The organism is Microvirga sp. KLBC 81 (assembly GCF_003075415.1).
GTDB lineage: Bacteria > Pseudomonadota > Alphaproteobacteria > Rhizobiales > Beijerinckiaceae > Microvirga.
This window is the reverse complement of the sequence record NZ_QDAH01000055.1, coordinates 1-20120: the sequence shown is the minus strand read 5'-3', so window position 1 is coordinate 20120 and position 20120 is coordinate 1. Positions and strand designations below refer to the sequence as shown.

Here is a 20120-nt window from a genome sequence, read left to right as displayed (position 1 = left end):
TGATGTCCAAACCCTCACCCCGAGCGGACGGCTACAGCCTCGGACGTGAAAAGTGGATTTGCACTTTTGGGACCCATCCGATGCTTTCTCCTTCAATGAGAGCATCGTTGAAAGCGGAAAACCGGATCCACTTTTCGCTGACGCGGACCTTCGGTTCCGCACGATGCTCTAACTATTACGATGGTTCAATCGACTGTCCCGTGTCACAGGATTTGATGGCGCCCGACGCCAATAATTCGCCGAGATATGACACAACTTGGGACATCTTGTAGGGCTTCGGGAAAATCTTGGCCCCCTCGACGGCTGCGTCCTCTTGGGCGAACTGGGTTCCATAGAGAACAGGCAGGCCGGGAAAGCGCTTGCGATATGCTTTCGCCACGGCCCATCCATCGACCCGACCGGGCATTCGGATGTCGGTGAAGAGGACGTCGGGTGCTGCATCTGCCTGCAACAGCTCGACCGCCTCGTCTCCGGTTGCGGCCGTGATGACGCTGAAGCCGGCCTCCTCGAGATAGAATACAGCCAGGTCGCGGATAGCTTCGTCATCCTCAACGACGAGAACCTTCCTGGTGACCGGTATTCGGTTCCCATCAAGAGTCGCAATGGCGGCGCGGGCATCCCTCCGGAACCGCTCCTTGAGCATCTCGGGCTCCCGCTGCCAGCCTCGCGCCGCATCCAAAACAGAGTAGAAGGCGCGGGCAACGACCTCGACTTCATCCTCAGTCATAAATTTCCTTGTGGGGCATCAACAGCATTCAATGAGGCAGTATCTAGTTGCTATCACCAAAGTAGGTAACCATTCCGAAATGTGAAGACGGGGGTCGGTTGCGGGACAGTTCCCGCAGCCCTGAAAGGCCTGGTCCTTACAATTGTTGATGACTGTCCAACCAAAAACGCTCATTCAGCCCACCGTAGCAGCTTAGCTATATTACCTGAACAAAAATTGCTCTCGTGTGCTTCAGTGCAAACAAAGATTGACTTGGGCGCGACGGGGGAAACCGTATTGTCTCTCCCGGAGAGCGTCGTGCGCTTGTGAACGACCGAGAGGCTCAAGGAGGACGGCAAACAGGAGCACAATAACGAGACTGACCAAACCTTAGTGCACAAATCAATCCTTCGTTGCCTCGTCCCCGTTGCTGCCACAGTGGGCGGGTCATGGCTTCAACCGGGAGACGCAGCTTCGCTACGGATATGGATCATCCCAGAAACCATCGGACCAACCGATTTCTTGCCGCACTGGCACCTGACGATTTTGCTTATCTTGAGCCGTACCTTGAGATCGTGAGCTTGCCAAAAAGCTCAGTGCTCTACGAGGCGGGCGAGCCCATCCGCTATACCTATTTCCCGCATGATGCCATTGTGTCGCTTGTCGAGACCATGGAGGACGGTCGTCCGGTTGAAGTGACGATGTTCGGACGCGAGGGGCTGTTCGGTCTTCTAAGCGCTTTCGTCAGCCGTGAAGCCCTCGGACGGTACGTGGTGCAGACCCCGGGCACCGCCTCGCGGATCGCCGTGGAGCGGATGCACGAGGCGATCCGGACGTGTCAAAGCCTTCAGCGGCTCGTTTCGTCCTATACCGAGGCGCTGCTTGCCCAGGCGTTCCATACGGTGGCTTGCAATACCGTCCACTCGGTTGAGGCTCGATGCTGTCGCTGGATTCTCAGCACGCACGACCGAATAGATCAGGCGACTGTGCCTCTTACCCATGAGACGCTGGCCGATATGCTCGGTGTCCAACGCTCCACGGTCAGCATCATCCTGCGCAGTCTGCAAAACAGCGGTCTGATCGTTCAGCGCCGAGGGAGTGTTGTCGTGACCAATCGCGCAGGTCTCGAACAGGCAGCGTGTGAGTGCTATGGCAAAATCCGTTCCCGCTTCGAGAAGCTACTGCCTGGCACCTATGGTCGAACGGGAGTGTCCCGTTAACGGCCAGTATTGCCCTATATCCATCAGGGGAAACCCGACTTGCTACAGGCGTTTGAAGTTACTTCAGACCAAGGATATCTCCTCATGCTGCCTATGCCCTTCGACAACGCTGCTCGACTTTTCCACTGACGACTTGGTTCTGACGACTTGGGCCGAACTTGTTGCCGGCAGCAGAATTGGCAACGCAGTCTCAAGGATGGTTCTGTCTTGGTTTGGCAGGCCTGACGCTGCCTTGCCCGTCGGGCGAGGATAGAAACTCCACACCAGTCTGCTCCAAGGTGCTGCGCACGGCCGCAAGCATGCGAGCATCGTGGCTTTGCGCCTCTTCAATGCGACGGACCGTTGACAGAGAGACTCCGGCAGCTTCGGCGAGTTCGCGCGCAGACCACCCGACAATGGCTCGAGCGGCTCGGACCTGCCATGGTAAGATCTGGGCTTGGGCAAGAGGTCGGCGCACGTCATCAAGCGTGGGCATCGAGGTTCCGGTAGGCACAGGCAGCGCTTCTCGGATCCTCTGGCACGATCCAATCCAGTGTCGGACCGTGCCATCATCTGCAAGAACAGGGACAATCCGGACCTCGAACCACTGGTATGCTCCATCCTTGTCCCGCACCCGGCAATCAAACAAGGTGCCGGAGCGCTCATCGATCACTCGCTGCATGCTGTCACGAATCCGCTCCCGGTCCGCCGGATGAACCGCCTTCAGCCAGCCCCAATTTTGCACCTGCTCTGGCGTTTGGCCGGTGAACTCGCGCCAGCCGGGGATATCCGTCACTTGCCCGTCCGGACTGGATGACCAGACAATGTCTCCCGCAGCTTTCGTCAGAGCGAGATGTTGGGCCTCCAGTTCGCGCAACGCTTTCCTGGTTGCCTCGTGGGCAATCCTCTCCTCCTCATAGCGCGCCTCTGCCGCTTTCTGGGAGGTAATGTCAACGGTGACTCCAACGATACGGGTCGATCCCTGACGGGCGTTCCGCAGCACCTGCGCTTGGGCATGAACCCACTGGATGCCGCCATCCGATCGGTAAAGCCGGCATTGCACCAGGAGCGGTTCGCCTGATGTCTTAGCAGCCTGCAGTGCTTTCATCGCCACAGGGCGATCATCAGGATGCATGCGGGCCCACAAGTCTTCGATAGGGCCTGATCCCAGACCGGTTACATCGACAGAATTTGCTGATCGGGTAACACAACTCGTGCCAAGGTCATAGTCCCAGGTGATCATGCGAGCCGCCGCCAGCGCCAGGCGCATGCGTTCTTCATTGGCTCTGAGAGCTTCTTCCGCCTCCCGCTTGGCGTGGATGTCCTCACTGGATCCAACCCACTCCCGAATGCTTCCATCCGCATTCCTGATTGGAACCATTTTTGTGAGGATCCACCGGTATTCGCCGGAGCAATGACGAACCCGATAGCTGAGCTGCGTGCTGCTGCCGAGTTGCAGGGCATCGAGCCAGATAGCCGATACCGTGTCTACATCATCCGGGTGGATGGCGTTCAACCATCCGAGCCACTGAGCCTCCTCTGGGCTCTGCCCCGTGATCTCACACCAGAAATTGCACTCAAGGATCTCGCCCTCGGGACTGGCCCGCCACTGTCCAAGTGAGTTGGCGGTCGCCAGAGCCCGGTAGCGCTCCTCTCGGGCTGCCAGCTCGAGCTGGGCCCTGCGGATATCCGTGACATCGATGAGCACGCCCGCCGCCCATGCTGGCTGACCGGCGGCATCTTGGAAGACCTCTCCCACGCTCGCCGCCCACCGTTCGGCACCATCCGGTGTTACGATGCGAAAGGCCGCGTCAAGCATTTGCCCCGACCGGGCCATGAAGCTTGTCGCCTCGGCGCTTGCCCGGTCCTCAGGATGGACCCTGCTGACGAACAGATCATAGGAGGGAGGAACCGCTCGGGGATTTAAGCCTAAGAGGCGGAACAGCCCATCCGACCACGTGACCGTACCTGAGGTGAAATCCCATTCCCAAGTCCCGGCAAGGGAAAGACTTTCAACAACCTTATCGTCTACGCTCATCCGAGTGCCCCCGACCCATTGAGCCGTCCAGGTAAGGTGATCGTCGCGCTTCCGTTCTTAACGCTTGCTCGGGCCTCTGAAAAGCAATCCCGCCATTAATGTGGCAGAAACCGAGCTGCGGCGATTGGGCCATGGTTCAAGTCTGCTTGGATCGGGAGAAGTCGGGTCTGCGTGCGTGAAGAGGCCCAGACCTTTGCTCTTGCTCCCGGCTCAAGAACCGGATCCCATCGGAAGGGCGAGCGTGGTGAGGGCGCTCCGCGCCTCGTTGGGTTTTGCGCGTGCATTCAATCTTGAGAGCAGACCCGCATCCCAATCCTCAGGAACGGCCTGGGAGAACAGGAAACCCTGCATCTCACTGGCACCCATGGCTGCGATCAGCCGCTTCTGCTCCTCCGTTTCCACGCCCTCCGCCGTAACCGTCAGGCCCAGGGCACGGCCCAGGGGCTGAACGAAGGAGCGATCGATCTTGATCTTGTCGATCTCGAATTGCCGCAGATAGTTCAGGCTCGAATACCCAGTGCCGAAGTCATCCAGGGCGATCCTGAAGCCGGCCTCACGCAAGCTCTGCAAGACCTTGCCGGTGAACTCCCCGTTGTCCAGCAGGGTGCCCTCGGTGATCTCAAACTCGATCCGGCGCGGATCGGCCCCGCACTCGCGTACGATTTCGATCACCCGTTCCGCAAACCCGCTCGAGCGGACCTGAACCGGCGACAGATTGACGGCCATTAACAGCTCGGGCCAGCGCCGCGAGACGATACAGGCCTGGCGCAGAACCCATTCACCGAGCGGCATGATGAGCCCGGTTTCCTCGGCAATCGGGATGAACTGCTCGGGCGAGATCAGCCCCCGCGTCGGATGCTGCCAGCGCACCAGCGCCTCCAGCCCGATGACGGGCTGTCCTGCGGATGCGACCTCGGGCTGATAGAAGACCTGCAGGCCTTCGCCGTCGGCCAATGCCGTCCGCAGATCCTCCTCAAGCCGGCTGCGCAGCTGCACGGTCTCGTCCAGGGACGGAGTGAAGTAGCGGTAGCAGTTCCGTCCCTCACCCTTGGCCCGATAGAGAGCAATGTCCGCTTTGCGCAGCAGATCAGCCCGCTCGTCGCCGGCTTCCGGTGCCAGAGCGATACCGATGCTGGCGCCCAGGAAGACCTCATGTCCGAGCAGGTTGAAAGGCCGACGCACCGTCTCGAGAATGCGGGCGCACAGTGCCTCCACGTCGGGCTCGCCAGCGATCCCCACCTGCACGATGGCGAACTGGTCACCGCCGAGCCGGGCGAAGGTGTCGCTGGCCCGCAACAGGCCTGGTCCGTTTCCTGACGGCTGTATGGGCTGGTATGCTCATTGCGGGTGGAACACCAACCGCCACTTTGGGTCTCCTGGCAGGAATGGGGTTGCCCGGCCCCTCGCCCAATCCTCGTGCCCGACATTGTAGTAGGGTGAGAGAGGATGACCGGTCTGACTGGTTGGCATGTGGAAGATGCCTGTTCCTTCGTGCCCCGGTACCACCACAAACCGCTCCGATGCTCCGGTTCCTGGACCAGCCACCCGAGGCTGATAGAGATCCCCCGATTGCGGCTCATCCGGCGGGTTCAGAAACAGCGCCAGCCCGGGTACGGCTCGTGCAAGCGGATGTCTGATCTCCGCCCGGTTGGCGGCGCCCCAGGTAAAGGCTTCAAGTCGGCCATCCGCCCGTGTGGCAACGGCCGACAGAGTTTTCTCGATTGCGGCGTCCACGACCCCATCCCAATCCCTGTAACCAGGCGGCACGAGATGAGCCGGGCGCTCTGACAACAGTCGCCACACCGGCTCGTCTGCCTGCCTCGGTAAAAAAGGCTGAGGCGGCCAGCCGCTCGCTGATGCGGGCTCGCCTGTTCGCATCGGCGCGGTATAGGCGGAATAGGCTGCATTTATCAGTTCAATCCGAAACGTCCGGACAAGTCGGTAGCCGACAGAGTCTGGAACTGCCCGGCCTCCCCAGTTCTCGACCGCCGGGATAAGTGCCGCGTAGTGAGGGTTTCCGGCCCCTGCCCGCAGGCGTTGAAGCATCAAGGCTTGCCACCGTTCCAGCAGCACCCCGCGATCATCCAGTTGGATGGCCAGCATGTCCTGTTCGTCAAAAAGCTCCTTGGCCAATAATCCGTCCCTGATCTGGCGAGCACGGGATCCGTGAGCATAGGCGCCAAAGCCAATCTTCCCCAAGGCCTCCCCGCCGACCACTCGGCTGTTTGCGGTCCAGATGCGCTGGTTCTCGGGATTGTAGACCACCGGCACTTCCTCCGGCACCAGATATCCGCTCCATCCCTTGGTACCGTCGGCCCACGACGCCGGGAGACGTCCATCGAACCCGAAGCGCTTCGGCATCGCCGTGGTGACAGTCCAGCCGATGTTGCCCTGAGCGTCGCCGACAACGAGGTTCTGATGCGGAACGCCCATCCGGTGTGCGATGTCCAGCGCTGTACGCGCCGTCTCGGCACGCTCCAGTTCCAAGATGCTGCGCAGGTTGACCGCCACAGGATCGTGCGCGATCCAGCGATAAGCAATTTTGCGGCCTTGGCGGTCGGTGCCGATAACGGGCCCCCAGAGGCTCTCCTCGATTGGCAGGATCTCGCATGCGGCATCCTTGGGACAGAGGTGCTCCTCAACATGGTCGAGGTGCCGGGCGCCCGCGGGCGTGCGATACAGATCGGGGCGTTCCGCGTCAGGTTCGAGGATGACCACGTCGCTCGTATCGACATAGCTGTTGGTGAAGCCCCAGGCGATCTTGCCGTTGCTGCCGGCCACGATATTCGGAGCACCAGGCAGCGTGACGCCCGTGATGTCGAGAGCGGTGCCGCTGCCCTCGTCTTTCAACACGAGCCGTGCTCTGTACCAGATATTCGGAACCCTCAGGTTAAGATGCATGTCGTTGGCCACGATCGCGGCACCGCGTGCACTGAGGACGCCTCCCACGGCCCAGTTGTTGCTGCCGAGGCTAGTGGCTTCCTCCTCGGCCTCGCCAGACGGCCGAGGGAAGCCCGTCCTTTTCTTGATATTGCCGTCTGGCATCGCCGGCATTGGCAGGGTCGACCCATCGAGCGGGGCATCCCACGATGTGCCCTCGGGAAAAAGGAAGGCAGCCATCTGCCCTCCGAGTGCCTCCTCCGCATTGGCCCGTCGACGCTCGGTTGCCCCGTCGGCTTCCTGCAGGTCCAAATACATCGTGTATACGGTCAGCACGGTGTCTTCGGCCGTCCAGGGCGCAGGCGTCGAACGCAGAACCAGATATTCGAAAGGGGGGGCGCCCAAGTCCTGCAAGCCCCGATTGGCCCCAGCAACATAAGCATCGAGAACTTCGCGTTCCTCCGGCATCATTCCGGCTAATACTGCGGCGGCGCGTTTCCGGAAGCGATGAACTCGATGTACGCGATCTTGATTCAGGGTGACAGTTCCGGCCAGCTCCGAGAGCTCGCCTGCCGCAAGGCGGCGCTGGCCATCCATTTGAAAGAAGCGCTCCTGCGCGTGCAAAAAACCTAGTGCCCAAGCGAGATCAGCCCGGGAACGCCCGACAAGCATCGGCACCCCCTGAGCATCCCGCGTCACCGTGACGGGAGCGGAGAGTTCAGGCGCCGCGACATTGCCTTCCAGTATTGGGAGGCTGGCGCGCAGACGCCAATACATCAATGTACCGCCGGCGAGGGCGCAAATCGCAATCACGCCGAAAATGACCAGCGTTCCGCGAATCCAAAACCGCATTCGAGGGAGGTTTCCGAGCAGCCGCATCATCGTTCCTACAATAACTCGGCCGCACGGATCTTTTCGGTGAGCCGCCAAGCCGCGACCTTTCAGGCCATGGCAGCCCGCAAGCGGGTCTCATAGGCACCGGCAAGGTCCTGAAGGGCCGCGCCGGCATTGCCGGCGTATGAGGAACCATGCATGACCGCAAGCATGCGTGGCGCCAGATCCGCCAACCTGCGGATTGTTGGTGCCGTTGTTGGGCCAAGACTCGTAAATCCGAAAATGTCTTCCGCCGCGAGCGAAGGGCTTACAATCTCCGTTTCAACTACGGCAGGGCCGTCGCCGACATGGGTGAAGAGATCTCCGCAGAATAACGTCCTGCTCGTCTCCTCATAAATCACACCTGCATCCCAGCCATGCGGCACGTGCGGCGTGTCGATGTAGCGGATCCGCCTACCCCCGATATCGAGAACCTCACCATTCGACAACACCCGTGGAGGCCGATCTGCCGTGTCGATCAATGATACGGTAGATCCTGTCATTCCGTGTGCAATCTCCGCCTGCGGAGCCACCGCAAGCCACTCATTCATTGAGCCGCATTCGTCAGCTTCGTAGTGACCGAACGTGATCCAACGCAGCTTGTCGACCGGCATGATCCGGGAGACGGCCGCAGAGACAAGGGGGAACATCGTTCTCAGGCCTGTATGAAACAGCAGCGGATCATCGCCCATGATCAGAAATTGGTTGAACGTAAAGCCGGAGGGCGGCACGATGTCGGGCACGAAGGTCGATAGGCGGTAGATCCTATCGCCAATCTCGTCGATCCTGGTTTCCATCTTGGTTCTCCATTGCTTCTCCTGCCAATGGATGATCCCCCGATCACGGGCTCAATTCTCGCCTGATTGACGTTTTAGAGTTTGAGCTACACTGACGCGAATGAACGCTCACACGGCTCATGAACGCGAGCTTGAATCTTCTAACTTTAGCATTCTACCCGAAAGTCACCAATTGCGCGGGTGATCAAAGGGCATTTAGCGGTAAAATCAAAAATTGCCGGGTGCTGCGAGCGCAGCCCTGTTCGGAAAGCGTCTTATCGAGGTGCTATGTGGAGGAACCGCCATGGACATCCTTCCGTCAAGCTTCACCGCCGCAGATTGGATAGCTCTCGGACTTATTGCTCTCGTGCCTGTCTTGATGATCCTAAGCCTCCATGCGATCCGCCGAGAAATGCATGCAGAGGCACTTCTTCGGGCACAGTCCATCAAGCTCAAGACGACCAGGGATCAGCGGCAGCAGTGGCGAAACGCGGCCCTCTCTCGTGAGATGATCGACTTGCTTGATGACATCGATACCCTGCTCAACCTGATCGCTGCCGATCAGATAGCGGCACGACAACAGCACAAGGAAGCGGTGCGCTTATCCTGGGCCAGCCGCCATATCCCCTTTCGTACGCTTCTGCTCGGCAGCTTGGCCCTTGCGGGAGTGATCTCTGCCATCTTCATGGTGGTAGCCCAAGGTCCTGCTAATCCTATTCCCTGATCGGAATAGGTCTGCAGCCGAGTCTAATTCTGCAGAGCAGACCTACAATTGGATCAGCGCTGCGGCGCAATTTATGGTGCCACTTGCTGACCATCGCCTCATCGCAAAGGGCCGATCACGCCCTCTTTGAAGAGCCGTGGCGGCAGGCACACACCTCTTACCTCGTCAACCGGGCCATGGAGATGATGCCGGGATCCAGAGAGAAAGGCGCAGTCCCTAGCGCATCGTGCGGAACCGAAGGGCCGCGTCAGCGGAAAGGGAACCCGGTTTTCCGCAAATAGCGATGCGCTCCTCCAGAAAGGGAGCATCGGATCGATCCCAGAAGTGCAAATCCAGGTTTCACGTCCGAGGCTCTAGGGTTTGCACGCGCCGGCAGCCCTCGCCGTGCAGAGGACCTCCGACCCGCAGCATGATCGCGAGGCCACCCCAACTGCACCGCCGTGGCAATGAGCATATAATGAGCCTTCGCGTGGCCTGGCCTGTCCCGCTCGGTCAGGGACTTCGAAGGCTCCATGGAAGGTGTGGCAGCTTGGATCGCTATCGTGCATAGTCCGATCCTGGCGAGGCAGCTCAACCTCCTGAATTCAATCCTGCCTTTCTGAGGCGTACCGAGACGACAGCTTGACCGCAGCCGTAGATAGGCCTGGATGCTTGGCTGTGCTATAATCGTGCGCAATTCGGCCCCCGGATCGGGGGCCTCTTCCGCGCCTTCGTGAAAGGAGGCGGACATGCCCTTCAAAGACTTGCTGCTCGTGATCGGCAAAGACACAGATGCCGGCAATCGCTATGCCTTGGAACTCGCTCGGATCAATGGCGCGACACTGACGGCAACTTCGTCCGGCGGCGCCCCCAGCTTACCTGCCTTCATCCGTTCAGAAATGCCGAGCGATATTCTGAACCACATGCGTGAGGATGTTGAGAATACGGCACGAACGGCGCTCGATGCTTTCTCGGAGGAAGCAAGGCGGTTGGGTGTTCCCGCGGAAACGTTGATGCTTGACGTCGCCACTGGAGACATCGGCGACGAGATCAGCGGCCTCGCCCGGTATTTTGATACGACCGTTCTCCAGCAACCTGATCCTGCCGGAACAGAGACATCCGACATCATCGAGGCCATTCTATTCGGGTCGGGACGTCCGGTGTTGATTGTTCCCTTCCGCTACGGACGTTCACAGTTCCGGACAGTCCTCATCGCATGGGACGAGGGACGCCCTGCGGCTCGCGCTATCGCAGATGCCTTGCCGCTGCTCGCACTGACCGAGCGGGTCGAGATTGTGGCGGTCGGCAACGTCAGAGGCAGCCGCAACGGGCGCGACAGCAACATCGTGCGCCATCTTGCGCGGCACGGCATTGTGGCTCACGTGACAAGCCTTAGCGAACAGGTGAATGTTGCAAATACTCTCTTGTCACATGCGGCGGACGTGAATGCCGATCTGATCGTGATGGGCGGCTACGGCCATTCGCGGCTGCGGGAGATCGTGCTGGGCGGCACGACCCGCAGAATCCTCCAAACCATGACCGTTCCCGTGCTGATGTCGCATTGAGCTGAGTGCCGTGCAAACATTCCCCGCCCCGGCTCGTTCTCTTGTGATGAGCGGTCTGAGCTGCGGGCCCTCCGCTACTCAGATCGGTTGCCTCCGCGAGGGACAGAGGACCCGGGCCTTTTCGTTTGCCGAGCACCGTACTCTCTTCTTTGCTATGACAGGCTGCCCTGTTGCGACTTCTGATAATTGCCTGAAAAATCTTGAGATTAGGATCTTAGCAATGGAAGGGCCTTGGCCATGACCGCCAGAATGATCGATATGTCCGATTGGCGCCTTTATCTCGATCAAGTTTCAGAGAGCCTCAGCGACAGACGAGCGGAAGTGCGGGTCGTCTCCCCCAAATTGGGCAACCAAGTCGAGGCTGAGGGGATTAGGCTGCTCGGCATTGCTTATGACCCAAAGGACAATGTGCTCGAAGTGGCGCTGGAAGGGCTCGACCACCTCATTCACAAGCCAGTTGAACTTTATGTCGAGGAGGGCCCAAGCGGGATTGAGAGCCTATCCATCCTGGATGGGGAAGGTAATCAGCATATCGTTCAGCTGCAGCGACCTGTCATCCTCTGACGAGGGAGGCGTTATCGGCGGACACTCCCCGCCGGCAGCGGTCCTGTTCGACATATCTGCGAGGCGAGTGGATGCAATCATGCCCGCTCATTCTCAACCGAGCGCAATCATGACTGCACTGATCCGGGCGGGGCCATGCTCGGCCACGCGCTTCTCGGGGCTGGAACCTGAGCTACTGTCCCTGCGCTGCCCCCCTGTTTAATCCTGAAATTCCTTCGCCATAAACTGCCGCTCAGCCGTCGTTGGATGTCCGAGCTCCACGATCTGGCCGCCTGTCTCCGTCGCCTTCACCATCGCCACGGCACGCGAGCCGTCAGCCTCGACCAGGAAGGTGAGGTAATTGTCCGCGCACTCATGCGGCTTACAGATCCCGCCCGCAAAATACACCTTGCTGTCGACCGCCACCCGCTCAACCGGCATACCGGTTCCGTCAAACCGGCCGAACCAGGCCGTGCGCTTCAACCGGGCCGGCAGGATTTTCAGATAGGCCCGGTAATGGACTGGCATCTTCTGGCGCAGATCCCACGGATAATCAGGCATGCCCGGGGAGGCAGCCTGGACGGATATCCCCGCGCACAGAAACGACCCGGCGACCAAAAGGCCGACACCGAGAGCGTGCCTGAGATACCGAATTGCCATTGCCGCCCCTCCCGATCACGTGCCGGCCTTCTGACCGTGTCACGGATCGACCAGGACTTTATCCGGGCAGCGAGGTCAGTCTACGCTGCAGACCAGACCGCCCGAACCAAACTGCCGGTAGAGTAAATGCCGATGCCGACGACAACGTTCGGGTTAACCGTTCGCCGTTTATGCGCTGTCCTTCTGACCGGTCTGTCCGTGGTGATGGCCACATCCGACGTCTACGCCCAGGTCGCTCCAAAAGGCGGCACCTGTCCGTCCGGTGACCTCTCAAGCGGTGGCGCCTGTCTGCCGTACTCGAGAAAGAACCGTGGTCGGCCCTGCCGAAAATCGGCACAGAACCCGTCTTCGCTATCGCCGAGGCGGGTGGTGCTCAAGCTGGCGGAGCAACGGATCGTGGAGACGAAGCACCCTGAGTTCAAGGAATGGGACGCCGCTCCGCTTAAGCGAGTTCGACCGCCTCGACCTCACGGCCCTTGCGCCCTTCCGCGATGGCGACGCGAACCACCTGCCCCGGCTCCAATCCGCTGAGACCGGCGCGCTCCAGCGCTGAGACGTGAATGAACAGATCCTTGCTTTCGCCCTCGACAGTGATGAAGCCGAAGCCTTTGGCCTGATTGTACCACTTCACCGTACCGATGGTGTCCGGGGTGGCGGTGCCGGCCTGAAAGCTTCCCTGCCGTGGACGCCCGCCGGAAGCTCTCATCGGAGCCTTTGGCGGGCGTGGACTGCGACGAGCGGGCTCGGGTTCAGCCGTGCTGGTGTCGACACTGACGATCTCGTTGACCTGCGGCCCCTTCTGGCCCGAGCCGACCTGGACCACCAGGGTCGTCCCGGAGGGCAGAACGCTGTGGCCTGCGGCCTCCACCTGCCTGATGTGCAGGAAAGCCTCGCCCGAGCCGTCCGTCAGCTCGACAAAGCCGAAGCCCTTGTCAGGGTTGAACCATTTCACCCGGGCCTCGGCCTCGCGGCCCGACGATACCCGTGGGGCTTGCGGGCGAGCAGGCCGCTCGTAGGAGGGTGATGGCGGGGCGTATTCGCCCCAAGGATCAGCGGGCTGACCGCCGAATTGACGCTGGCGATTGCGGTGCTCGTTACCCCGGCCCATCTAAACTGCCTTCTGAAGTCTCTCTTGTCTCGACATAAGCCGTAGCGTTCTCACCCCTCAAGGGCAAGAGAGATATCGGCTCAAAATGTGATCTCTGATGGGGAAGCGGACGCCTCCTCTCAGGCTTCGCGGCGCCAACGCATGCTCCTTTTCGGCCTGGAGGACGAAAATCCGTGCCGTGGACTGAAACTGTGCTAAGGTCCGGCCTCGCCAGGAGGGCGAGAGCCCTCTTTCCTGCCGGCCTACCATCGCCCATGGCCTATGCCAGGTCCGCCGGCCCGCTCCAAGCATGAGATTGGATACCATTTTGCAGGTATTGGTACGTGACAACAATGTCGATCAGGCCCTCAGGGTGCTCAAGAAGAAGATGCAGCGCGAGGGCGTCTTCCGTGAGATGAAGCAGCGCAAGGCCTACGAGAAGCCCTCCGAGCGCAAGACCCGTGAGAAGGCAGAGGCGGTGCGGCGCAACCGCAAGGCGGCCCGCAAGCAGGCCATCCGGGAGGGGTTGATCGCCGCTCCCAAGCCGAAGCCGCGTTTTGCCGGACCGCGCCGACCGGGGACTGGTCTCAACGCGGGATCGCGCCCTGCAGCGTCGGAGCCGAAGGTCTAATCGAATCCAAGATAGAGCCGAGCATCGGGCTCAAGCGTTGCGAGTGGCGCATTGCGCGCCACTTCGCGCCTCAATTGTGAGAACCGAGACGGAAGGTTAGATGATCACCTCAAGGACGATTCGGCGGATTTCGTTTGGAGACAACGGCTGCTGAAGCAGGTCGGTGTCCATGGTCCGCAGATCAGCGCCAATCCGCTGCTGCACCTCGACTTGGATATCCTGCCAGAAACCGTCCCCGCGCCACGCGTGAAGGACAACAATAAGCTGACCCGCAGGCCAGTCATCACTTGTCGCAAGGGCCATGGAGCGTTTCCGGTCAAGCTGCTCCCTTGGTGGAGCTAGGCCATAAATCTTGAAGGGTCATCGGCGTTCCGGAGCGGCGGGAAATTTCTAATCTATGTTAATCCTAACCTGGAACGGCACTCTCAACCCGGAGTTGGTTTGGCGAAGCGGAGCCGGATGGTGTCCTGATTCCGGTCTCCTGATGGAGAACGGCCATGGCCGATGCACCCTCAGCGCACGGGCAATCCATTCCTGGTGAGATGAAAAGTCAGCCGGGGTCCTGTCCACCAGATTGCGATTTGCCTGAGAATTCGAAAGAGAACCTCGATGCGAGGCTTGATCATGCCATCGAGGAGACCTTCCCGACCAGCGATCCAGTCTCGGTGACGGTCACCAGGAAGGCCATCGCACCCGATCAGCAAGCGGGGGCGCCCACGGCTTCCAGCCGCCAGAGCCGAGACGGCCAGGATCAAGCTGAACAGGAAACCGCCGAAAAGCTTCTGGATCAGGTGAGGGAGGCCATGCAGGACGTGGCGCAGACGGCCTCCGGAACGGTCCGTGAGGCTTACCGCGAAGGCCAGCACTATGTACGGCAAGCTCGCGACCGCTATCCCAAGGCCGAGCGCTCCTACCAAGAGAGTCGTCGGCTGGTGCGCCAGCAGATAACGGCCAACCCGTGGCCCTGGCTCCTGATGGCTGGAGCGGTTGGTTACGCGCTGGCCTGGATGATCCATGGCGAGCACAGCAGCCAGGAGAGGCGCGTGCCGGAATATGCCAGAACCAGACGCGGCTATACCGCTCGCCGTGACGATCAACACGAGGAGTGATCTGCACAGCAGAGCGGGCGAAGGAAACGATGCTTGTTGAACGAACTGACAGAGGAGACGAGCAATGGCCCAGACAGATACGACAACTCGCACCGATGCACCGGGCGTGATGACAGGCAAGCCCCTGATCGAAAGTGATCGGGTCGAGGGAACTGCCGTGTATGATCCGCAGGGAAACCACCTTGGCTCGATCAAGCGGCTGATGATCGAGAAGATCAGCGGCAAGGTCGCCTATGCGGTGATGTCGTTTGGTGGCTTTCTTGGGATGGGCGAGGACGAGCACACCATCCCTTGGAGCAAGCTGACCTACGACACCGGCCTGGGCGGCTACCGCACGGACATCACCGAAGAGCAGCTGCGCGGGGCTCCGACCTTCTACCGGGATCGCGATGACTATGACTGGACAGACCGGGATCGCGAGCGCGAACTGCACGATTACTGGCGAATACCCTACTACTGGGGCATCTGAGGTCGCGGTCACGGCCGCCGGCAAAGTCAGCAGACACGAGCCAAAGGGTCGTTCGGCCCTTCGGCTCGATGTAAGATGGGAATAGCACAGGATGCCCGACAATCCTGAAGCCTCACCTCTCGACAGCATCGTTGCACTGGCCCGCAAGATCGCCGACGAATGCCCATCCTGCGCCAACCGCGCCTCAGAGATCATCATGTGGGCGAGCGAGATCAGGGAGCGGCGACCGAGCAGGGAGGAACTGGCGGCACTCGTCGACGCCACGTGCAAGGGCTATCTCCCGGATGATCAGCGTGAGTTGCTGATCAAGGGTCTCAGGGCGTTCGTCCGCTTTGCGGAATAGCCGGCACTGGATTTCGATCCGTCAGGTTGAAGAAAGTGATGCCCGGATCGCGCTCCCGATCCGTGTCGCACAAGAATTCGGAGATCAAGCGGTTCGTGATATTCGGCCGGGTCAACGGAAACATATGCCCGCCTTCGCTGAACTCGCGGTATTGCCAATGCGGAGCCCGTTCCCGCAGCACCTCAACGATCTCGCGAACGGGTCGCTTCGTATCTCGCGTCCAGGCCACCAGGGTCCTGGCATGAATGGTGGACCAGTCTTGTTGACTCGTCCTCCCGAGTACGGCATCCCATTCATGGACATTGGGTCGCATCGATAAAGCAAAGGTCTTCTGCCGCTCGGGCGACATGGCGGCCCAAGTGCCCTCTCCGTTCCAGTAATCCGCAAAGCAGGCGGCTCCCTTCTCCCAATCACCCGATCCGCCACACCGCTTCACGAAGCCCCGCAACCGGGCAATCTCGGCATAAGCATCCACCCGCCCAGCGTCTGCGAGCACACAGAAGGGAATGGGCTCCAGCAGGATCAGACGGGATACTTTGTCCGGGCGGCGCAAGGCGGCAGACATCGCCACCACACCACCAAAGGAGTGCCCGACCAAGGCAACATCGCCGTGAGCCTGATCAATGAACGGCTGAACCAATTCGCTTTGATCAGCAAGGGTCTGCTGCCGGTCGTCGGGCCAGTCGCTCGTCTGCCCGTAGCCGAAGAGGTTGATTGCGATGACGTGGTACTGATCTTGGAGCGCCTCAATCGTGGCGCGCCATTGGCGATTACCCGCCACTGAACTGTGCAGGAGGATCATACAAGGACCGCTCCCTGTTTCGGTATAGTCGATGGTCCAGGAACCGGTCTTTATCACGGGCACAGGACATCTCCGTCAGGATGTCGTCTCACTCGGCAGCCTGCCGCTCATACTGAATTGCTCGCGCAACTTCTGCAAAGACAGGAAGGCTGCGCTCGATCATCGGCTCAGCGGCCGTAAGGCTGATGCGAAAGTGACCTGGAACGTCCATGACGCGACCGGGCATGACGAACACGTCACGCTCCGCCAGAGCATTCCAGTACTGATCCCCGTTCGCACCAGGATACTTGCAGAACAGGTAAAAGGTGCCCTCTGATGGCAGCACTTCGTAGCCCGCCTGCTCCAAAGCCGCAGTCATCCTGGCTCGCTTGGCTGAGAGCATAGGTATGTCGATGCTGAGCCCGTCCAGATCAGGCAGGGCATACTGCATCACCGCATTGGGGAAGCACCACCCCAGCGCCATCTGGGCGGCAAACAGGCTGCTCTGAATGGCTTGCTTATCCGTTTCCGGCATCAGTGGCGAGAGAGCCAAATAGCCGAGCCGCTGCCCTGGAGCCAGCAGCACTTTTCCGTAGCTGTAGGAGATCAACGTCCACGGATAAACCGCCGCTGGGCTGACGAAGTCATGCCCGTCAAAGCGGATACGACGGTAGGGCTCGTCAGAGAGCAGAAAGATGCGTCGCCCGATCCGCTCCGAAGCGCGATTCAGCAGATCCGCCAATGCGACCAGCTGGTCGCGGCTGTAGATGCGACCCGTGGGGTTATGCGGCGTGTTGACGATAACCAAACGCGTTCGCGATGAGATAGCCTCGTCAATGGCAGAGAGGTCCAGATCATACCGCTCACCTTGGAGTCTGACCTTTCGGGGCACAGCATCCGCTGCGAGGAGCATGGGCTCGTAGCAGAACCATGCTGGGGTAGAGAAGATCGCCTCGTCACCCACATTGAGCAGCAGGTGGAACGCCACCGCAATGGCCGCCATAGCCCCGTTGGTCAGTGCAATATCAGCAGGCTCAAATGGCAGCGACAGCTCCTCGCTCAGGCGCTCGGCCAGGAATGCCTGGGGCTCAGGCTCACTTGTCTTGTATGCGAACCAGTCCTTGTTGTGCGGCACAGCATGATGCCGGATTGCCTTGACCAGCCCCGGCAATGGCATCTCATGCGGATTGCCGAAGGTGAAGTCGCAGATGTCAGGCTCACCCCGCATGTCGGCATAGCGGGACTGAAAGTAGAACTGCCGGATGGGCTCGAAGCTGTTCGCCGCAGCGCGGACACGATTGGAGACGACCTGCATTACATCTCTCCTGGCTCTGACCCGTGTTGGCTCGGAATGCGAGATTTACATCGCATTCCGACGCTGTTGTCCTTGGTCGTTCCTCAATTAGGACGGCGGAGCATGGGTGTAACTGGTGGGAAGTTCCCCACCTGAATGGTCCCCAGAGCCTCGAAGCCATGGCGCTGGTAGAGCGGGATGTTCTCCGGGTTTGAGGATTCGAGGTAGGCGGGCATTCCAGCCGCGTCGCAGGTCCTGAGGGCATGGGCCAACAGGATTGAACCATAGCCCTTCCGCTGCTGGATCGGATCGACCCCAATCAGCGGGAGGTACCAGTGTGGCTCATGAGGATGGTAGTTGCCCATCTGCTCAAAAATCGCGAACAATACCTCCCGGTCCTGCTCCGGAACCGTGCGCTCAAAGAGGTTCATCAGATCCTCCTCGTCAGGCTGTACACCCGGCGGCAGCCACAGCGCGGCGGCCTGAACATCGCCGATGAAATGGGCTGTACCGCACTCGAAGGCCCTGCCGCCGAATGCTGTGACGAATTGAGGGAAGTACTCAAGATAGGTCTCAGGCCCAGGATACATCCAGCGTACGGCAGGGTCCGTGCTGAACGCGAGAGCCATTGTTGCGACGAGCCGAGACCGATCGTCTATGCCTGCCGTTTGGACCCGGATATCCGAAACAGCCTCCGAGTGGCTGGGCTCGGGAGATGTGACGCGGCTCAAGACGGTGGTCCGCGCTTTGAACTGGGCCACCTTCCCGGAAGTGTTCATCTGATCTGTCATCATTGGTTTCTCCGTCAGGGTAAGAGCCCACTCAGAATCACATGAAATGAGGTACCACGCAGGCGAGGAAGGCGGCGTGTGGAAGATCACGTGGTCGCCTGCGGAATGGTCTGACGGAGACAGCAACAGGTATCTTGGCCGTGATCGAACCGAGTCTCGGAGGATGCCAGAGGCTGGCATCCTCCTTCTTCAGGATTATGCGGCTCCGAGGTAGAGAACTTGCAAGCGCCGCCTGGCAGGCTGGTGCGCGGGAGATGACGGTAAAGCCGCCCAACGATCTGCCCCGCTGGATCAGCCATGATCGAGGGCTCTGGAAGTTCCAGGAGCTTTTTGCCGAGCGGATTGAGAGGCCGCACGACGGCTGAGATTGGCGGTCGCAACCGTCTCCGGGCACTCTGGCACGATGGGCAAATTACCTGCGCAACTCGAACTCCCCACACCGGAATGGCAGCACCCCTTGGCCGAGGTCTGTTACGGTACAGGATCGAATTGCTCACCCTTCCACTGACATCAATTCCATCTACATCCGTTATCGAGCAGGAATACCAGCCTGGGAGCCGAGCTATGCAGGCGGAAATCCATTACGCCCGAAGCGGCAATCTTCGCGTCGCTTATCAGGTGGTCGGCAAAGGGCCGCTCGATCTGGTCTTCGTCCCAGGTTTCATCTCCAACCTCGACCATTACTGGGAGGAGCCGACCCTGGCGCACTTCCTCTCCCGCCTGAGTTCTTTCAGCCGCCTGATCCTGTTCGACAAGCGGGGAACCGGCCTCTCGGACCGCCTCGGGAACTTGCCGACCTTGGAAGAACGCATGGACGATGTGCGCGCCGTCATGGACGCGGTGGGGAGCACGCAGGCTGCCCTCTTTGGCATCTCGGAGGGAGGCGCAATGAGCGTGCTCATTGCCGCAACCTACCCTGAACGCACCCAGGCGCTGGTGCTGTATGGGGCTTACGGCCACTTCCCCTCCTGGGTGCTGCCGCCCGACAAATTCACAGCCTTCCTTGAGATGATCGAGCGGGATTGGGGGACCGGCGCGAGCCTGAAAGCCTTCGCGCCCGGCAAGCTGTCCGACGAGCGCTTCAAGCGCTGGTGGGCACGTTTCGAGCGGCTCGGGGCCAGCCCGTCCGCCGTGCTTGCTCTCATGCGAATGAACAACGAGATCGACATCCGTCACATCCTTCCGGTGATCCGCGTACCGACACTCGTCCTACACAGAACAGATGATCCAAGAGTCAGCGTGGAGGCAGGCCGTTACCTCGGGGCTGCAATCCCTGGTGCACGATATGTCGAGCTACCTGGCTCCGATCATGTGGCCTGGGTCGGCGACGTGGACCGTTTAGCCGATGAGATCGAAGAGTTCCTGACGGGAGCACGAGCCACTCTCGAGCCTGACCGGGTTCTTGCGACAGTGCTGTTTACCGACATTGTGGACTCCACGAAAAATCTATGGACCGGCCGTGCGTTGCAAGAGGGCTGCTTTAGATTGGATGAGAGACGGTTTGCATCAATCTATCCGGCCTCTGGTTGGAGCACCTGCTCCGGGCCATCATGGAAATCCGCGCGCACTGGACCTTTTTAGCGGTGAGACCTCAACGGGCCATTTTTTCGCTCAGGCTTGCGGTGCGCCGGGCGACCGTTCATCCATCCTGTCACATCCTTCTCGCAAACCT

The 20120-nt window shown here is 60.2% G+C and carries 20 protein-coding genes; 9 read left to right on the top strand and 11 right to left on the bottom strand.

Features of this window, described 5'->3' with window-relative positions; translation table 11 throughout:
* Window positions 1-175: 175 nt before the first annotated feature.
* On the bottom strand, window positions 176-727 hold the full coding sequence (locus tag DC522_RS24355; protein WP_116531195.1) for a response regulator: 552 nt from the start codon (window positions 725-727) through the stop codon (window positions 176-178).
* 554 nt (window positions 728-1281) lie between these two features.
* Between DC522_RS24355 and DC522_RS24350 the strand changes: the two genes are divergently transcribed.
* A complete protein-coding gene (locus DC522_RS24350; protein ID WP_245444481.1) occupies window positions 1282-1926 on the top strand; it encodes a Crp/Fnr family transcriptional regulator in 645 nt (214 codons plus the stop codon).
* A 190-nt stretch (window positions 1927-2116) separates the two neighbouring features.
* Here the strand turns inward: DC522_RS24350 and DC522_RS24345 are convergent, their stop codons facing one another.
* From DC522_RS24345 to DC522_RS24330, 4 genes are all read right to left on the bottom strand, one after another.
* The gene (locus DC522_RS24345; RefSeq protein WP_116531193.1) at window positions 2117-3943 is read right to left on the bottom strand and encodes a PAS domain-containing protein; all 1827 of its coding nucleotides are present in this window, start codon (window positions 3941-3943) and stop codon (window positions 2117-2119) included.
* A gap of 210 nt (window positions 3944-4153) precedes the next feature.
* Window positions 4154-5239 (bottom strand): bifunctional diguanylate cyclase/phosphodiesterase, encoded by a 1086-nt coding sequence (locus tag DC522_RS24340; RefSeq protein ID WP_116531192.1) that lies wholly within the window; start codon window positions 5237-5239, stop codon window positions 4154-4156.
* 42 nt (window positions 5240-5281) lie between these two features.
* Window positions 5282-7675, bottom strand: coding sequence for a penicillin acylase family protein (locus DC522_RS24335; protein ID WP_165820287.1), 2394 nt, complete (start codon window positions 7673-7675; stop codon window positions 5282-5284).
* 89 nt (window positions 7676-7764) lie between these two features.
* Window positions 7765-8493 (bottom strand): MBL fold metallo-hydrolase, encoded by a 729-nt coding sequence (locus DC522_RS24330; RefSeq protein ID WP_116531190.1) that lies wholly within the window; start codon window positions 8491-8493, stop codon window positions 7765-7767.
* Window positions 8494-8776: 283 nt separating this feature from the next.
* Between DC522_RS24330 and DC522_RS24325 the strand changes: the two genes are divergently transcribed.
* From DC522_RS24325 to DC522_RS24315, 3 genes are all read left to right on the top strand, one after another.
* A complete protein-coding gene (locus DC522_RS24325; protein WP_116531189.1) occupies window positions 8777-9196 on the top strand; it encodes a hypothetical protein in 420 nt (139 codons plus the stop codon).
* Window positions 9197-9924: 728 nt separating this feature from the next.
* The gene (locus tag DC522_RS24320) at window positions 9925-10740 is read left to right on the top strand and encodes a universal stress protein (RefSeq protein WP_116531188.1); all 816 of its coding nucleotides are present in this window, start codon (window positions 9925-9927) and stop codon (window positions 10738-10740) included.
* Between the two features lie 237 nt (window positions 10741-10977).
* A complete protein-coding gene (locus DC522_RS24315) occupies window positions 10978-11304 on the top strand; it encodes a DUF5335 family protein (RefSeq protein ID WP_116531187.1) in 327 nt (108 codons plus the stop codon).
* A gap of 198 nt (window positions 11305-11502) precedes the next feature.
* On the opposite strand, the gene DC522_RS24310 is transcribed toward DC522_RS24315, so the two are convergent.
* Window positions 11503-11943, bottom strand: a complete 441-nt coding sequence (locus tag DC522_RS24310) for an Ivy family c-type lysozyme inhibitor (protein ID WP_116531186.1) — start codon at window positions 11941-11943, stop codon at window positions 11503-11505.
* A gap of 442 nt (window positions 11944-12385) precedes the next feature.
* Complete coding sequence (locus DC522_RS37105; protein ID WP_116531185.1) at window positions 12386-13051, bottom strand: cold-shock protein; 666 nt, start codon at window positions 13049-13051, stop codon at window positions 12386-12388.
* Window positions 13052-13358: 307 nt separating this feature from the next.
* Here DC522_RS37105 and rpsU point away from each other — a divergent pair, with 307 nt between their 5' ends.
* The gene (gene rpsU / locus DC522_RS24300; RefSeq protein ID WP_116531184.1) at window positions 13359-13661 is read left to right on the top strand and encodes a 30S ribosomal protein S21; all 303 of its coding nucleotides are present in this window, start codon (window positions 13359-13361) and stop codon (window positions 13659-13661) included.
* A 96-nt stretch (window positions 13662-13757) separates the two neighbouring features.
* Here rpsU and DC522_RS24295 read toward each other — a convergent pair whose 3' ends face one another.
* Window positions 13758-13964, bottom strand: coding sequence for a hypothetical protein (locus DC522_RS24295; RefSeq protein ID WP_116531183.1), 207 nt, complete (start codon window positions 13962-13964; stop codon window positions 13758-13760).
* Between the two features lie 194 nt (window positions 13965-14158).
* On the opposite strand from DC522_RS24295, the gene DC522_RS24290 reads away from it, so the two are divergent.
* The 3 genes from DC522_RS24290 to DC522_RS24280 all read left to right on the top strand — a co-directional run bounded on the left by DC522_RS24290 (window position 14159) and on the right by DC522_RS24280 (window position 15582).
* Window positions 14159-14770, top strand: a complete 612-nt coding sequence (locus DC522_RS24290; protein ID WP_133239358.1) for a hypothetical protein — start codon at window positions 14159-14161, stop codon at window positions 14768-14770.
* Window positions 14771-14834: 64 nt separating this feature from the next.
* Window positions 14835-15239, top strand: a complete 405-nt coding sequence (locus tag DC522_RS24285; protein ID WP_116531181.1) for a PRC-barrel domain-containing protein — start codon at window positions 14835-14837, stop codon at window positions 15237-15239.
* A gap of 91 nt (window positions 15240-15330) precedes the next feature.
* Window positions 15331-15582 (top strand): hypothetical protein, encoded by a 252-nt coding sequence (locus tag DC522_RS24280; RefSeq protein ID WP_116531180.1) that lies wholly within the window; start codon window positions 15331-15333, stop codon window positions 15580-15582.
* Here the strand turns inward: DC522_RS24280 and DC522_RS24275 are convergent.
* The 3 genes from DC522_RS24275 to DC522_RS24265 all read right to left on the bottom strand — a co-directional run bounded on the left by DC522_RS24275 (window position 15554) and on the right by DC522_RS24265 (window position 18286).
* Window positions 15554-16384, bottom strand: coding sequence for an alpha/beta fold hydrolase (locus DC522_RS24275; RefSeq protein ID WP_116531179.1), 831 nt, complete (start codon window positions 16382-16384; stop codon window positions 15554-15556). The genes DC522_RS24280 and DC522_RS24275 overlap by 29 nt on opposite strands.
* 88 nt (window positions 16385-16472) lie before the next feature.
* Window positions 16473-17678 (bottom strand): aminotransferase class I/II-fold pyridoxal phosphate-dependent enzyme, encoded by a 1206-nt coding sequence (locus tag DC522_RS24270; protein ID WP_116531178.1) that lies wholly within the window; start codon window positions 17676-17678, stop codon window positions 16473-16475.
* A gap of 83 nt (window positions 17679-17761) precedes the next feature.
* On the bottom strand, window positions 17762-18286 hold the full coding sequence (locus DC522_RS24265) for an N-acetyltransferase (protein WP_245444483.1): 525 nt from the start codon (window positions 18284-18286) through the stop codon (window positions 17762-17764).
* A 726-nt stretch (window positions 18287-19012) separates the two neighbouring features.
* Between DC522_RS24265 and DC522_RS24255 the strand changes: the two genes are divergently transcribed.
* Window positions 19013-20029, top strand: coding sequence for an alpha/beta fold hydrolase (locus DC522_RS24255; RefSeq protein WP_116531176.1), 1017 nt, complete (start codon window positions 19013-19015; stop codon window positions 20027-20029).
* The last annotated feature ends 91 nt before the right edge of the window (window positions 20030-20120 follow it).